Annotated in this window: 13 protein-coding genes; 5 read left to right on the top strand and 8 right to left on the bottom strand. The window is 60.7% G+C overall.

The features are described from left to right. Nucleotides 1-5: 5 nt before the first annotated feature. The 5 genes from ACIQWO_RS03315 (at nucleotide 6) to ACIQWO_RS03295 (ending at nucleotide 5,825) form a co-directional block, all read left to right on the top strand. The gene (locus tag ACIQWO_RS03315; RefSeq protein WP_402819121.1) at nucleotides 6-1,055 is read left to right on the top strand and encodes a bifunctional UDP-4-keto-pentose/UDP-xylose synthase; all 1,050 of its coding nucleotides are present in this window, start codon (nucleotides 6-8) and stop codon (nucleotides 1,053-1,055) included. A gap of 200 nt (nucleotides 1,056-1,255) precedes the next feature. Continuing rightward, on the top strand, nucleotides 1,256-2,158 hold the full coding sequence (locus ACIQWO_RS03310; protein ID WP_402819118.1) for a polysaccharide deacetylase family protein: 903 nt from the start codon (nucleotides 1,256-1,258) through the stop codon (nucleotides 2,156-2,158). A 64-nt stretch (nucleotides 2,159-2,222) separates the two neighbouring features. After that, nucleotides 2,223-2,684 (top strand): peroxiredoxin, encoded by a 462-nt coding sequence (locus ACIQWO_RS03305; RefSeq protein ID WP_402819115.1) that lies wholly within the window; start codon nucleotides 2,223-2,225, stop codon nucleotides 2,682-2,684. Nucleotides 2,685-3,004: 320 nt separating this feature from the next. After that, nucleotides 3,005-4,750 (top strand): PhoH family protein, encoded by a 1,746-nt coding sequence (locus tag ACIQWO_RS03300; RefSeq protein WP_402819112.1) that lies wholly within the window; start codon nucleotides 3,005-3,007, stop codon nucleotides 4,748-4,750. Nucleotides 4,751-5,018: 268 nt separating this feature from the next. Then, nucleotides 5,019-5,825: a C40 family peptidase gene (locus ACIQWO_RS03295; protein ID WP_402819109.1), complete on the top strand. Its 807-nt coding sequence runs from the start codon at nucleotides 5,019-5,021 to the stop codon at nucleotides 5,823-5,825. A gap of 322 nt (nucleotides 5,826-6,147) precedes the next feature. Here the strand turns inward: ACIQWO_RS03295 and ACIQWO_RS03290 are convergent, their stop codons facing one another. From ACIQWO_RS03290 to ACIQWO_RS03255, 8 genes are all read right to left on the bottom strand, one after another. Beyond that, complete coding sequence (locus ACIQWO_RS03290; RefSeq protein ID WP_402819106.1) at nucleotides 6,148-7,158, bottom strand: anion permease; 1,011 nt, start codon at nucleotides 7,156-7,158, stop codon at nucleotides 6,148-6,150. 13 nt (nucleotides 7,159-7,171) lie between these two features. Then, nucleotides 7,172-7,798, bottom strand: a complete 627-nt coding sequence (locus ACIQWO_RS03285) for a DUF47 domain-containing protein (protein WP_150666357.1) — start codon at nucleotides 7,796-7,798, stop codon at nucleotides 7,172-7,174. Nucleotides 7,799-7,912: 114 nt separating this feature from the next. Next, entirely contained in the window at nucleotides 7,913-9,280 is a 1,368-nt protein-coding gene (locus ACIQWO_RS03280; RefSeq protein WP_046293642.1) for a replicative DNA helicase, read from the bottom strand. A 302-nt stretch (nucleotides 9,281-9,582) separates the two neighbouring features. After that, nucleotides 9,583-10,035 (bottom strand): 50S ribosomal protein L9, encoded by a 453-nt coding sequence (gene rplI, locus ACIQWO_RS03275; protein ID WP_402819103.1) that lies wholly within the window; start codon nucleotides 10,033-10,035, stop codon nucleotides 9,583-9,585. Between the two features lie 27 nt (nucleotides 10,036-10,062). Then, nucleotides 10,063-10,344, bottom strand: a complete 282-nt coding sequence (gene rpsR, locus ACIQWO_RS03270; RefSeq protein WP_010803800.1) for a 30S ribosomal protein S18 — start codon at nucleotides 10,342-10,344, stop codon at nucleotides 10,063-10,065. Nucleotides 10,345-10,346: 2 nt separating this feature from the next. Beyond that, entirely contained in the window at nucleotides 10,347-10,649 is a 303-nt protein-coding gene (gene priB, locus ACIQWO_RS03265) for a primosomal replication protein N (protein WP_044455532.1), read from the bottom strand. A gap of 46 nt (nucleotides 10,650-10,695) precedes the next feature. Then, entirely contained in the window at nucleotides 10,696-11,073 is a 378-nt protein-coding gene (rpsF, locus tag ACIQWO_RS03260) for a 30S ribosomal protein S6 (RefSeq protein WP_150577828.1), read from the bottom strand. A gap of 107 nt (nucleotides 11,074-11,180) precedes the next feature. Beyond that, nucleotides 11,181-12,092, bottom strand: coding sequence for a LysR family transcriptional regulator (locus ACIQWO_RS03255; protein WP_039398832.1), 912 nt, complete (start codon nucleotides 12,090-12,092; stop codon nucleotides 11,181-11,183). Between the last annotated feature and the right edge of the window lie 42 nt (nucleotides 12,093-12,134).

The raw sequence follows: 12,134 nt of genomic DNA, 5'->3' as shown, positions 1-12,134 counted from the left end.
GTAATATGAAAAAAGTCCTGATTCTCGGTGTCAACGGGTTCATCGGCCACCATCTGTCGAAGCGCATCCTGGAGACGACCGACTGGGAAGTTTATGGCATGGACATGCTCACCGATCGCCTCGGCGATCTGGTCAACCACGAGCGCATGCACTTCTTCGAAGGCGACATCACGATCAACAAGGAATGGGTCGAGTACCACATTCGCAAGTGCGACGTGATCCTCCCGCTGGTCGCTATCGCAACGCCAGCCACCTACGTGAAGGCCCCGCTGCGCGTGTTCGAACTCGACTTCGAAGCGAACCTGCCGATCGTGCGCTCGGCCGTGAAGTACGGCAAGCACCTGGTGTTCCCGTCGACCTCCGAGGTCTACGGCATGTGCACCGACGGCGAATTCGATCCGGAAAACTCGCCGCTGATCTACGGCCCGATCAACAAGCCGCGCTGGATCTACGCTTGCTCGAAGCAGCTCATGGACCGTGTGATCTGGGGCTACGGCATGCAGGAAGGCCTGAACTTCTCGCTGTTCCGTCCGTTCAACTGGATCGGTGCCGGCCTCGACTCGATCTACACGCCGAAGGAAGGTTCGTCGCGCGTGGTCACGCAGTTCCTCGGCCACATCGCCCGCGGTGAGAACATCAGCCTGGTCGACGGTGGCAACCAGAAGCGCGCCTTTACCGACATCGACGACGGTATCGACGCCCTGGTTCGCATCATCGACAACAAGGACAATGTTGCGAGCGGCAAGATCTACAACATCGGCAATCCGACGAACAACTTCTCGGTGCGCGAACTCGCCAACATGATGCTCAAGCTGGCAAGCGAGTATCCGGAATACGCCGAGACGGCCAAGAAGGTTCAGCTCGTCGAAACGACGTCGGGCGCCTACTACGGCAACGGCTATCAGGACGTGCAGAACCGCGTGCCGAAGATCGAGAACACGATGCAGGAACTCGATTGGAAGCCGACGACGTCGATGGAAGATGCCCTGCGCAAGATTTTCGAAGCGTATCGCGGTCACGTCGCCGAAGCTCGTCGTCTGGTCGAGGGCGAATAACGCCAGTGCCCTGCGCCGGTTTGCCGCTGTGACGCGCTCGCGACATGGCGGCATGACTGGAACATTGCACGACACGCCCGGTGCGCCCTTGGCGCATCGGGCGTTTTTGACTCAGCAGTTTGACTCAGTAATTTGATTCGACATTCGAGACATCGCACACCTCGGCAGCGATGGCTTCGATGTACTACTCAAGGGCGGCTATGGCCAAGATTGTCCTGAAGATCGACGTCGACACGCTGCGCGGCACCCGCGAAGGCGTGCCCAATCTGCTCGCTGCGCTGGCCGAACACAAGGCGATGGCGACGTTCCTGTTCAGCCTCGGACCCGATCACACGGGTTGGGCGCTCAAGCGTGTCTTCCGCCCCGGCTTTCTGAAGAAAGTCTCGCGCACGTCGGTGGTCGAGCATTACGGCTTCAAGACGCTCATGTACGGCACGCTGCTGCCCGGCCCGGATATCGGCAAGCGCGCGGCTGACGTCATGCGCACCGTGCAAACTGCAGGCCACGAGACGGGTATCCACACGTGGGATCACACGTACTGGCAGGACAACGTGCGCACGCGCGACGCGGCATGGACGCAGCACCAGATGGCGCAGGCGCACGCACGCTTCGCACAGATCTTCGGTGCGCCCCCGCTCACACACGGCGCGGCTGGCTGGCAAATGAACAACCACGCGTTCCGTCAGATCGACGCCTGGGGCATGAAGTATTCGTCGGACGGACGCGGTGACGCCCCGCACTACCCGATCGTCGACGGCGTGCGACTGAACCATGTCCAGATGCCCACCACGCTGCCGACCGTCGACGAGCTGCTCGGCATCGATGGCCGCGACATCAACGGTGTGGCCGAGCATCTGCTTGCCCTGACCCGCGATCCGGCGCAAGATCACGTGTTCACGCTTCACGCCGAACTCGAAGGGCAGAAGTTGGCACCGCTGTTCCGTCAGTTGCTTGCCGGTTGGCGTCGACAGGGTCACGATCTGGTGACGATGGGCGACTATTACGCGACGCTGGATCTGACCGCACTGCCTGCACATCCGGTCGTGTGGGGCGAGATTCCGGGCCGCTCCGGCGACCTGATTCTGGAAGGCCAGGCCGCCTGAATCCCCTCCCCGTATTCGCAAGACTTTCCGAACCGGCCCTGCGAGGCCACCCAAGGAGACCATAGTGACGGTAGCCATCGACACTCCCGTGCCCGATTTCACCGCACCGGCCACCGGCGGCGATTTTTCGCTCAAGGCGCATCGCGGCCAGAAGGTGGTGATCTACTTTTACCCCAAGGACAACACGCCCGGCTGCACGACAGAAGGCATGAACTTCCGCGACAGCTACGACCAGTTTCAGGCGGCCGGAGCACAGATCGTCGGTGTGTCTCGCGACAGCCTGCGCTCGCACGAGAACTTCAAGAACAAGCTCGAACTGCCCTTCCCGCTGATCTCCGATGGCGATGAAGCGGTCTGCAAATTGTTCGGTGTCATCAAGCTGAAAAAACTGTATGGCAAAGAACATCTTGGGATCGAGCGCAGCACGTTTCTGATCGACGAGAAAGGGGTTCTGCGCCGCGAATGGCGTGGTGTGCGCGTACCCGATCACGTGGCGGACGTGCTGACCGCCGTGCAGGCGATCTGAGTCGACAAGCGTGCGCGACACTCGCATGAAGCGGGTCGTCGGGCACGCGTGCGAGCGCTATTCGGGCCGGTGTTGCGCAGGGGCCGATAGCGACCGCCAGTGAGGGCATTCGACGCTATACAAGCACGGCAAGAGACGTTATAGTCGGCCGTAATGATCAAGCGCATTGAACGAGACTATTGCAGGCGTCGCCACGGCGGCGCCTTCAGCCAAGCCGCCTCTCCGGTGCGTCCGGGCAGGCGGCTTTTTTGTTGCCGGGACGTGATGTATTGCCGTTTGTCCCGGCCGAGTAGTGTTGTGTTTTCTTGAACGGGAAATCTATGCCATTGCCATCGGCGCCGACCAAACCGGGCTCGCTGCTCGCCCCGGAACAATTCCCCACTCGCCTCAAACCTTCGCGCACGGAGGCCAAGAAACCGATCCCCTCGTCTGAACAACAAGCACTGGGCGATGCGTCCGGTGCCGCGGGAGCCGCCAGCGCGACTGAGTTGAAGGTCGTCCCCAAAACCGCTCCGGCGACGCAGACTGCACCACAGTCGTCGCCCGCTGCACGTTCGCCCCAGTCGCCGCCTTCGGCAGACTCCAGCGGCGCCAGCCCGTCCCTCAAGGCCGTGAAGTCGACGGCGACGGGCCAGGGTTCGAAACGTACACGCGGTAAAGATCAGGAACCGGCGAAACTTTTTGTGCTCGACACCAACGTGCTCATGCACGACCCGAGCAGCCTGTTCCGCTTCGAAGAGCACGACGTCTATCTCCCGATGATGACGTTGGAAGAGCTCGACAATCACAAGAAGGGCATGTCGGAAGTGGCGCGCAACGCGCGTCAGGTGAGCCGCACCCTCGACGGGCTGGTCGCAGAAAGCGGCACGAAGTCGATGGCCGAAGGCATTCCGCTCTCGCGACTCGGCAACAAGGACGCCACCGGGCGTCTGTACTTCCAGACCGATCTGCCCGACGTTCCGCCGCTCGAAGGTCTGCCGCAAGGCAAGGCCGACAACCAGATTCTGGGTGTCGTGCGCGCGCTGCAGGACAAGTTCCGCGATCGTCAGGTCGTGCTGGTGTCGAAGGACATCAACATGCGTGTCAAAGCGCATGCGCTCGGTCTGCCTGCGGAAGATTACTTCAACGACAAGGTGCTCGAGGACAGCGATCTGCTCTACTCGGGTGTGATGGCTCTGCCGCCGGACTTCTGGACGAAGCACGGCAAGGGCATGGAGAGCTGGCAGGACAACCGGACCGGCACCACGTTCTATCGCATCACCGGGCCGCTTTGCGCGAGTTTCCTCATCAATCAGTTCGTCTTTCTGGAGACGAACAACGGAGAGGCACCGTTCTACGCGCAAGTGCGGGAGATCAACGGCAAGACCGCGTTGCTGCAAACGCTGCGTGACTACGGCCATCACAAGAACAATGTGTGGGGCATCACGGCACGCAACCGCGAGCAGAACTTTGCGCTGAACCTGCTGATGAATCCGGAAGTGGACTTCATCACGCTGCTGGGTCAGGCAGGCACTGGCAAGACGCTGCTGGCGCTCGCCGCCGGTCTGGCACAGACGCTCGACGAGAAGCGTTACAACGAGATCATCATCACGCGCGCGACCGTGCCCGTCGGTGAAGATATCGGCTTCCTGCCGGGCACCGAGGAAGAGAAGATGCAACCGTGGATGGGCGCATTCGACGACAACCTCGAAGTGCTGCAAAAGACCGACGACTCCGCTGGCGAATGGGGCCGTGCCGCCACGCAGGAACTGATTCGCTCGCGACTCAAGGTCAAGAGCATGAACTTCATGCGCGGCCGTACGTTCGTGAACAAGTTCGTCATCATCGACGAGGCGCAGAACCTGACGCCGAAGCAGATGAAGACCCTCGTCACGCGCGCCGGTCCCGGCACCAAGTTGATCTGTCTGGGCAACATCGCGCAGATCGACACGCCGTACCTGACCGAAGGCAGCTCGGGCCTCACCTATGTGGTGGATCGTTTCAAGGGCTGGGGTCACAGCGGACACGTCACGCTCGCGCGCGGCGAACGTTCGCGTCTGGCGGACTACGCGGCGGAAATTCTCTGACGCCGGTCCATGCCATCGAGCGCTTCGACGCTCAACACGACGGCGCCTTCGGGCGCCGTTTTTTATGGTCGGGACACCGCGTGCGACACCCCATAAAGCATCGGCGCAAGATCGCGAAATCGTCCGGCAAGCAGCGAATTTGTGACGTCGATGCCACAGAACGCCTGGATTTGGGCACTTTTGCGATGCATTCGTGCGCTAAGCGTCGTAAACTCGGCGCATGCGAATCCAGCGCCCTCTGAGCATGTCTCGATCTCCGACTCGTCCGATGGCTCGATGCACGACGCAGCTCACAACGTCCGCCCAGACTTCATGGGTGCCGTGGCGCTCGGCAGGGATACTGGCGCTCACGCTGCTGGTCGCCGCATGCTCCTCTGGCCCGACGGTCCGGCAAGGCGGCAATGTGAACTTCGGTAATCGCACGGTCGGCCCCGAGCGCAGCGCCGGTCAGGAGGAAATCACGCTCGAAGCGATGAGCCTCGTTGGCATTCCTTACCGCTACGGCGGCAACACCCCCGACTCCGGATTCGATTGCAGTGGCCTCGTGCGCTATGTGGTGGCACGCGCTGCTGGCGTCAATCTGCCGCGCACGACCGCCGACATGAGTGGCATCGGCACCGTGCTCGAACGCGACGACCTCGCCTCAGGCGACCTCATCTTCTTCAACACAACGGGACGCGCCCACTCGCATGTGGGCATCTACGTGGGACAGGGGAAATTCGTGCACGCGCCGAATTCGGGCGGCACGGTGCGGCTGGAGAGCATCTTCATCCCGTACTGGGCGAAGCGTATCGACGGCGTACGTCGCGTCGCAGCCAATAAGGCACCGGCGGGCAACACGACCTACGTCAATCGCTCGGCACCCGATACGGTTGCGGCGGCGCCAGCAGTGGTCCCGGCACCGACGATCACGACAGCACCGATCAGCCCGGCGCCGAACCGTCCATTGACGGCAGCAACGCCCTCACCGCTCGGCACACCGCAGACCACGTCGCCGAGCAGCACGGCCAACCTCACGTCGTCGCCGTCGCAGGACGACGACCCGATCGCCCGCTTCGCCAACGGCGCGATGTAGTCACTGCCCCCCCGACGCGATATTACAGCCTCGGGGAATCAGCGCAGATGGGCCAGCAACGTTGCCGCACCGCCGATATTGATGGCCGCGCCCATCAGCATGCTCAACGGACGGTGGCGCAGGGATTGAATCAATGTCGTCATAGTAGCCTCCGGTGTGATTGAATAAAACACTATGACAAAATGATAATCAATCGCAATAAACTATTGAAATTGATTCTCCCGATGGCATCGATTGGCGCTTTCAATCCTCGAGACCCGCACTGAGCACAGACGTAAAAAAAGCGGCCGAAGCCGCTTTTTCTATTCGGTTGCCCGATCCGTCAGAGGATCTGCTTACCGACCCACCAGGCGATGGCGGAAATAAACGCCGATGCCGGGATCGTCAGCACCCAGGCCCAGACGATGTTGCCTGCCACGCCCCAGCGCACTGCCGACAGCTTGCGGGTCGCGCCCACGCCGACGATAGCGCCCGTGATGGTGTGCGTCGTCGAGACCGGCACGCCGAGCCACGATGCGAAGAAGAGCGTGAACGCCCCGCCCGTCTCGGCGCAGAAACCACCGACCGGCTTGAGCTTCGTGATCTTCTGACCCATCGTACGCACGATCCGCCAGCCACCGAACATGGTGCCCAGACCGATCGCCAGATAGCAGCCAATGATCACCCACAGCGGCGGCTCGGCAGCTTCCTGCGGCCACATGCCTGCAGCGATCAGCAGCATCCAGATAATGCCGATGGTCTTCTGTGCATCGTTACCGCCGTGTCCGAGGCTGTACATACCGGCGGACACCAGTTGCAGGCGACGGAACCAGCGGTCCACGCGTGCGGGTGGCGTGCGGAAGAACAGCCACGACACGAGCAGCATGAAGAACGAACCGAGCACGAAACCGAGCAGCGGCGAAACGAAAATGAATGCCACGGTTTGCAGCAGGCCGCTCGCCACGAGCGAGCCCGTGCCGGCCTTAGCCACCGCCGCGCCGACCAGACCACCGATCAGGGCGTGCGACGAACTCGACGGAATACCGTAGTACCAGGTGATGATGTTCCAGGCGATAGCGCCCACGAGCGCGCCAAAGATCACATAGTGATCGACGATCTCGGGGTGTACTGTGCCCTTGCCCACCGTCGCCGCGACTTTCAGGTGAAAGACGAACAGCGCGATGACGTTGAACATGGCGGCAAAAGCCACCGCCTGATGCGGTTTAAGCACGCCCGTCGAGACCACCGTAGCGATCGAGTTGGCGGCGTCGTGAAAACCGTTCATGAAGTCGAACAGGAGCGCCAGTGCGATCAATAGTCCGACCAGCCAAAGGCTGATGTGCAGCGTTGCCATCGAAAGTCTCCGCTCAGGCGTTTTCCAGCACAATGCCTTCGATGATGTTGGCAACGTCTTCGCATTTGTCGGTCACCGACTCGAGCAATTCGGACACAGCCTTCTGCTTGATCAGCTCTTTCACGTCAGCCTCTTCGCGGAAGAGCTTCGACAGCGATGCGCGCAGCAGGCGGTCGGCTTCCGATTCGAGACCGTCGATCTCTTCGCAGAACTTCAAGATTTCGCGGGCACGATCCATGTCGTTGAGCAGTGCGACGGTGCTTTGCACACGCTCGCAGCACTTCACGCAGATTTCGCCCAGCATGCGGGCCTCAGACGGCACGCTCTTGATGTCGTACATCCACACGGCCGTCGCCACGTCTTCCATCAGATCCAGGATGTCGTCCATCGTGCTGATCAGCTTATGGATCTCGTCGCGGTCGAAAGGCGTGATGAACGTCTTGTGCATCAAGTCGATGGTCTCGTGCGTGATGCGATCCGCTTTCTTCTCGTTGTTCTGCACGGCAACGGTACGTGCCTCGGCATTTGGCAAGTCGTTGAGCATGGCGGACAGCTCACGGCTGCCTGCGACCATGCACGCCGCGTGCTGGTTGAACAGGTCAAAGAACTTGCCCTCGGTGGGCATGAAGCGACCGAACATTATGGGGAAACTCCGGGTATTAATTGGGGACGGGGCGACACAAAAACGTCACATTCTACCTCGTCGGAGGCATGCGATGCCGCATGCCCATCCGAACAGATGGAAATCAGTGTGTCAGTATTGCGGACCGGCCAGATTGTCGAACTTCGTGTAGGCACCGATGAACGCCAGACGGACGTGGCCGATAGGACCGTTACGCTGCTTCGCGATAATGATTTCGGCCGTGCCTTTGTCTGGGGTGTCGGGGTTGTAGACTTCGTCGCGGTAGATGAACAGGATAATGTCGGCATCCTGTTCGATAGCGCCCGATTCGCGCAAATCCGACATGACCGGACGCTTGTTCGGGCGTTGTTCGAGACTTCGGTTGAGCTGCGAGAGCGCAATCACCGGCACGTTCAACTCTTTGGCAAGGCCTTTGAGCGAACGCGAAATTTCGGAAATTTCGGTTGCACGGTTTTCACCGCCGCCCGAGCCGCTCATCAGCTGCAAGTAATCGATGATGATCAGACCGAGCTTGCCGCACTGACGTGCCAGACGTCGCGCACGCGCACGCAGTTCCATCGGGTTGAGCGCAGGCGTTTCGTCGACGAACAGTTGCGTCTCGTTCATCTTCTGCATCGCGTGCGTGAGCTTCGGCCAGTCTTCGTCGACCAGCTTGCCGGTACGCAGACGATGCTGATCGAGACGCCCCACCGAACCCAGCATACGCATGGCTAGCTGCGTACCCGGCATTTCCATCGAGAACACGGCAACGGGCAAACCCTCTTCCACCGCGATGTGCTCGCCGATGTTCATCGAGAACGTCGTCTTACCCATCGACGGACGACCGGCCACGATGATCAGATCGCCGCCGTTGAAACCGGACGTCATGCGATCCAGATCGACGAAGCCCGTCGGAATACCGGTAATGTCGCTGCCACCCTCACGGTGGTACAGCTCGTCGATACGCTCGACCACTTGCGTGAGCAGCGGTTGCAGTTCGAGGAAGCCGTTGGTGCTGCGCGAGCCCTCTTCCGCAATCGCGAAGACCTTCGCCTCCGCTTCGTCGAGCATCTGACGCACTTCCTTGCCCTGCGGATTGAAAGCATCCGAAGCAATTTCGTCGGCCACGGTCACGAGCTTACGCAGCACGGCACGGTCGCGCACGATCTCCGCGTAACGGCGAATGTTCGCCGCACTCGGGGTGTTCTGCGCAAGGGCGTTCAGGTAGGCCAGACCACCCACGTCCTCCGCTTTGCCGGCGGAAGTGAGCGATTCGAAGACGGTGATGACGTCGGCAGGTCGGTCGCTGGAGATCAGACGCCCGATGTGCTGATAGATCTGACGATGGTCGTAGCGGTAGAAGTCCGACTCGGACAAGAAGTCGCCGATGCGATCCCAGGCGCTGTTATCGAGCAGCAAACCGCCGAGCACGGATTGTTCCGCCTCGATGGAGTGCGGTGGCACCTTGAGCGAATCGAGCTGGGGATCGGGCGCATTCATGCCGGGCATTATACCGTCCCCGCGATCCCGGTCAGCCCCGCCAAAATCACGCTTGCGCGACGACTTTTCAGGACGTTGTTTGTTCAGCAGTTTCCCTGGAGGCAGCATAAGGTGGCGCTATCGAACGATGACTTGGATGGAAGGGAGCGAGCAACCGGGAGGCGGTCGGCGTACGGCAATGCGAGACCGGCGACCGGATATTCCGGCAGCCAACACAACGGAACGGACAGACATAAAAAAACGGAAGCCGGTACTCCGACTTCCGTCTTTTATTCGCGTCGGGAAGCTGACGCGGGTACGACTTAGGCGTGCTCGCCCAGCACCGACACGGTGACATCGACCACGACGTCGGTGTGCAGCGCCACTTGGACCGGGAAATCACCCACGGTCTTGAGCGGGCCGTTCGGCAGACGCACTTGCATCTTCTCAACCTTGAAACCTTGGGTGCCCAGGGCTTCGGCGATGTCGAAGTTGGTGACCGAACCGAACAGACGGCCGTCAACACCAGCCTTCTGCGAGATTTGCACGGTCAGACCGGACAGCTTTTCGCCTTCGGCTTGAGCAGCGCCCAGCTTGTCGGCGGCAGCCTTTTCCAGTTCGGCGCGGCGAACTTCGAATTCGGCGATCGCGTCCTTCGTGGCGCGGCGAGCCTTCTTCGTCGGGATCAGGAAGTTACGTGCGAAACCATCCTTGACCTTCACGATGTCGCCCAGGTTACCCAGGTTGACGACCTTTTCCAGCAGAATCACTTGCATTATCTATTCTCCTTCGTCGACTGGCGATTAAGCACCGTGCAGATCGGTGTACGGCAGCAGCGCGAGGAAACGCGCACGCTTGATGGCCGTATCGAGCTGGCGCTGGTAGTGCGCCTTGGTGCCCGTCAGGCGAGCCGGGGTGATCTTGCCGTTGTCGCCGATGAAGTCCTTCAGCGTTTCGACATCCTTGTAATCGATCTGCTCGACACCAGCGACGGTGAAGCGGCAGAACTTCTTGCGCTTGAACAGCGGGTTTTGCTGTTGGCGGCGGCGATCAAACTTCTTGTTTTTACCGTTAGGACGCGGCATGTTCAACAATCCTTTTCAAATGCTTGCAATGCTGTGATGTGAAACACCAGGGTGCGGCTATTGCGATGCTTCTTAGCCAGAAACCCTGCCCACTGGGCCGGTTTCTCAAGTCCCAACGCCATAACTTTGGCACTGATGGGACCGATCGCAACTGCCGGTATCGAGAACTCGACCTGACGGGCCACGCCCGCCTCTTCGGCTGTTCCCTCGTGCGCCAGCGTGACATCGATCACGGGAAGCCCGGCCGGGGTATAGCGCAGCGTGCCGATTTCGACGATGCTGGCCTCGAGCCGTAAGCGATTCACGCGTTCAATGTTTCCGTTGGCACCCTGATGCGTTCCGGTGCGCTAATTACGAAGCGGCAGCTTCGGTCGCGGGCGTCGCGGCAGCCTTCTTGGCTTCTTCGCGGGCCACTTCCTTCATCATCGGCGACGGTGCGGTCTCAGCCTTCTTCATCTTGACGACGAGGTGGCGCAGAACGGCGTCGTTGAACTTGAATGCGTGTTCCAGCTCGTCCAGGGTTTCCTGGTCGCATTCGATGTTCATGCAAACGTAATGAGCCTTAGCCAGCTTCTCGATCATGTAGGCCAGTTGACGACGGCCCCAGTCTTCGACGCGGTGGATCTTGCCCTGACGGGTTTCGACCGTGCTGCGATAGCGCTCGATCATTGCAGGCACTTGCTCGCTCTGATCGGGGTGGACGATAAATACGATTTCATAATGACGCATAGGGTGCTCCTTATGGACAATGCTGCCTGGGCGTCAGAACCAGTGCAGCAAGGTTGCAGAACCCGCGATTCTAGCGGATTTCATCTCGAGCATCAACTCCTGCTCGATCAGCCGTTCTCCAGCCAGTAATTCGGACGCGCATAAATCTGCCGCAACTGCTCGATGAACAGCCGCACCCGCGCGGGCTGGAAGCGCTGCTGGGGGTACACGGCGAGGATGTCGTAATCGGGCAGTGCGTATTCATCCAGCACGGTCTCCAGCTCCCCGGACTGCAACTCCCGCTGGATTTCCCACGTCGAGCGCCAGCCGAGCCCCAGCCCTTCGAGCGCCCAGCGGTGCAGCAACTCGCCGTCATTGCAATCGAGACTGCCAGCCACACGAATCGTTACGAGCTTGCCCTGCCGCTTGAAGTACCACCCGCGCTGCTGTCCGCCCTGAAGGTTGAACGCCAGACAGTTGTGCTTCGCCAGGTCCTCCAGCGTTTTGGGACGGCCGTGGCGCGCGAAGTACGCCGGTGTGCCGCACACCACACGCCGGTTCTGCGCGAGTTTGACGGCCACGAAGTTCGGATCGACGGAGCCGCCGATGCGAATCCCCATGTCGTAACCCTCGCGCACGATATCCACCACACGATCCGTCAGATTGAAGGAGATCTGCACTTCGGGATGCAGACGCAGGAACGCCGGAGCGTGCGGGGCGACGTGCTTTCGACCGAACGCCGCCGGGGCCGAAACGATCAGGTGACCGGAGACGGCATGCCGACCGGCGCTGATTTCGTTCTCTGCCATTTCCCAGTCGCCGAGCAACTGCTTGCAGCGCTCCAGGAAAGCGCCGCCCTCTTCCGAGAGCGCCAGTCGGCGCGTCGAACGGTACATGAGCTTGATGCCGAGACGCTTTTCGAGCGCATCGATGCGCCGCCCGAGGATCACCGGGGAGACCCCCTCCTTGAGCGCCGCCGCGGCCAGACTGCCGGCCTCGGCCACCTGCACGAAGGTTTCGATCTGTTTGTAGCGGTCCATCACGTCTCCATTCGATACTTTTTGTTCTTAAAAAAACGATCT

Origin of the sequence: Pandoraea sp. NPDC090278 (assembly GCF_044772185.1) — a bacterium.
Classification (GTDB): domain Bacteria; phylum Pseudomonadota; class Gammaproteobacteria; order Burkholderiales; family Burkholderiaceae; genus Pandoraea.
Note: the sequence above shows the minus strand (reverse complement) of the source record. Positions and strands in the feature narration are given on the sequence as shown.

Bases quoted from the DNA above. Each gene is read 5' to 3' on its own strand.
- ACIQWO_RS03315 (WP_402819121.1), top strand. From the start codon at position 6: ATGAAAAAAGTCCTGATTCTCGGTGTCAACGGGTTCATCGGCCACCAT.
- ACIQWO_RS03310 (WP_402819118.1), top strand. From the start codon at position 1,256: ATGGCCAAGATTGTCCTGAAGATCGACGTCGACACGCTGCGCGGCACC.
- ACIQWO_RS03300 (WP_402819112.1), top strand. From the start codon at position 3,005: ATGCCATTGCCATCGGCGCCGACCAAACCGGGCTCGCTGCTCGCCCCG.
- ACIQWO_RS03295 (WP_402819109.1), top strand. From the start codon at position 5,019: ATGGCTCGATGCACGACGCAGCTCACAACGTCCGCCCAGACTTCATGG.
- ACIQWO_RS03290 (WP_402819106.1), bottom strand. From the start codon at position 7,158: ATGGCAACGCTGCACATCAGCCTTTGGCTGGTCGGACTATTGATCGCA.
- ACIQWO_RS03285 (WP_150666357.1), bottom strand. From the start codon at position 7,798: ATGTTCGGTCGCTTCATGCCCACCGAGGGCAAGTTCTTTGACCTGTTC.
- ACIQWO_RS03280 (WP_046293642.1), bottom strand. From the start codon at position 9,280: ATGAATGCGCCCGATCCCCAGCTCGATTCGCTCAAGGTGCCACCGCAC.
- rplI (WP_402819103.1), bottom strand. From the start codon at position 10,035: ATGCAAGTGATTCTGCTGGAAAAGGTCGTCAACCTGGGTAACCTGGGC.
- rpsR (WP_010803800.1), bottom strand. From the start codon at position 10,344: ATGCCGCGTCCTAACGGTAAAAACAAGAAGTTTGATCGCCGCCGCCAA.
- rpsF (WP_150577828.1), bottom strand. From the start codon at position 11,073: ATGCGTCATTATGAAATCGTATTTATCGTCCACCCCGATCAGAGCGAG.
- ACIQWO_RS03255 (WP_039398832.1), bottom strand. From the start codon at position 12,092: ATGGACCGCTACAAACAGATCGAAACCTTCGTGCAGGTGGCCGAGGCC.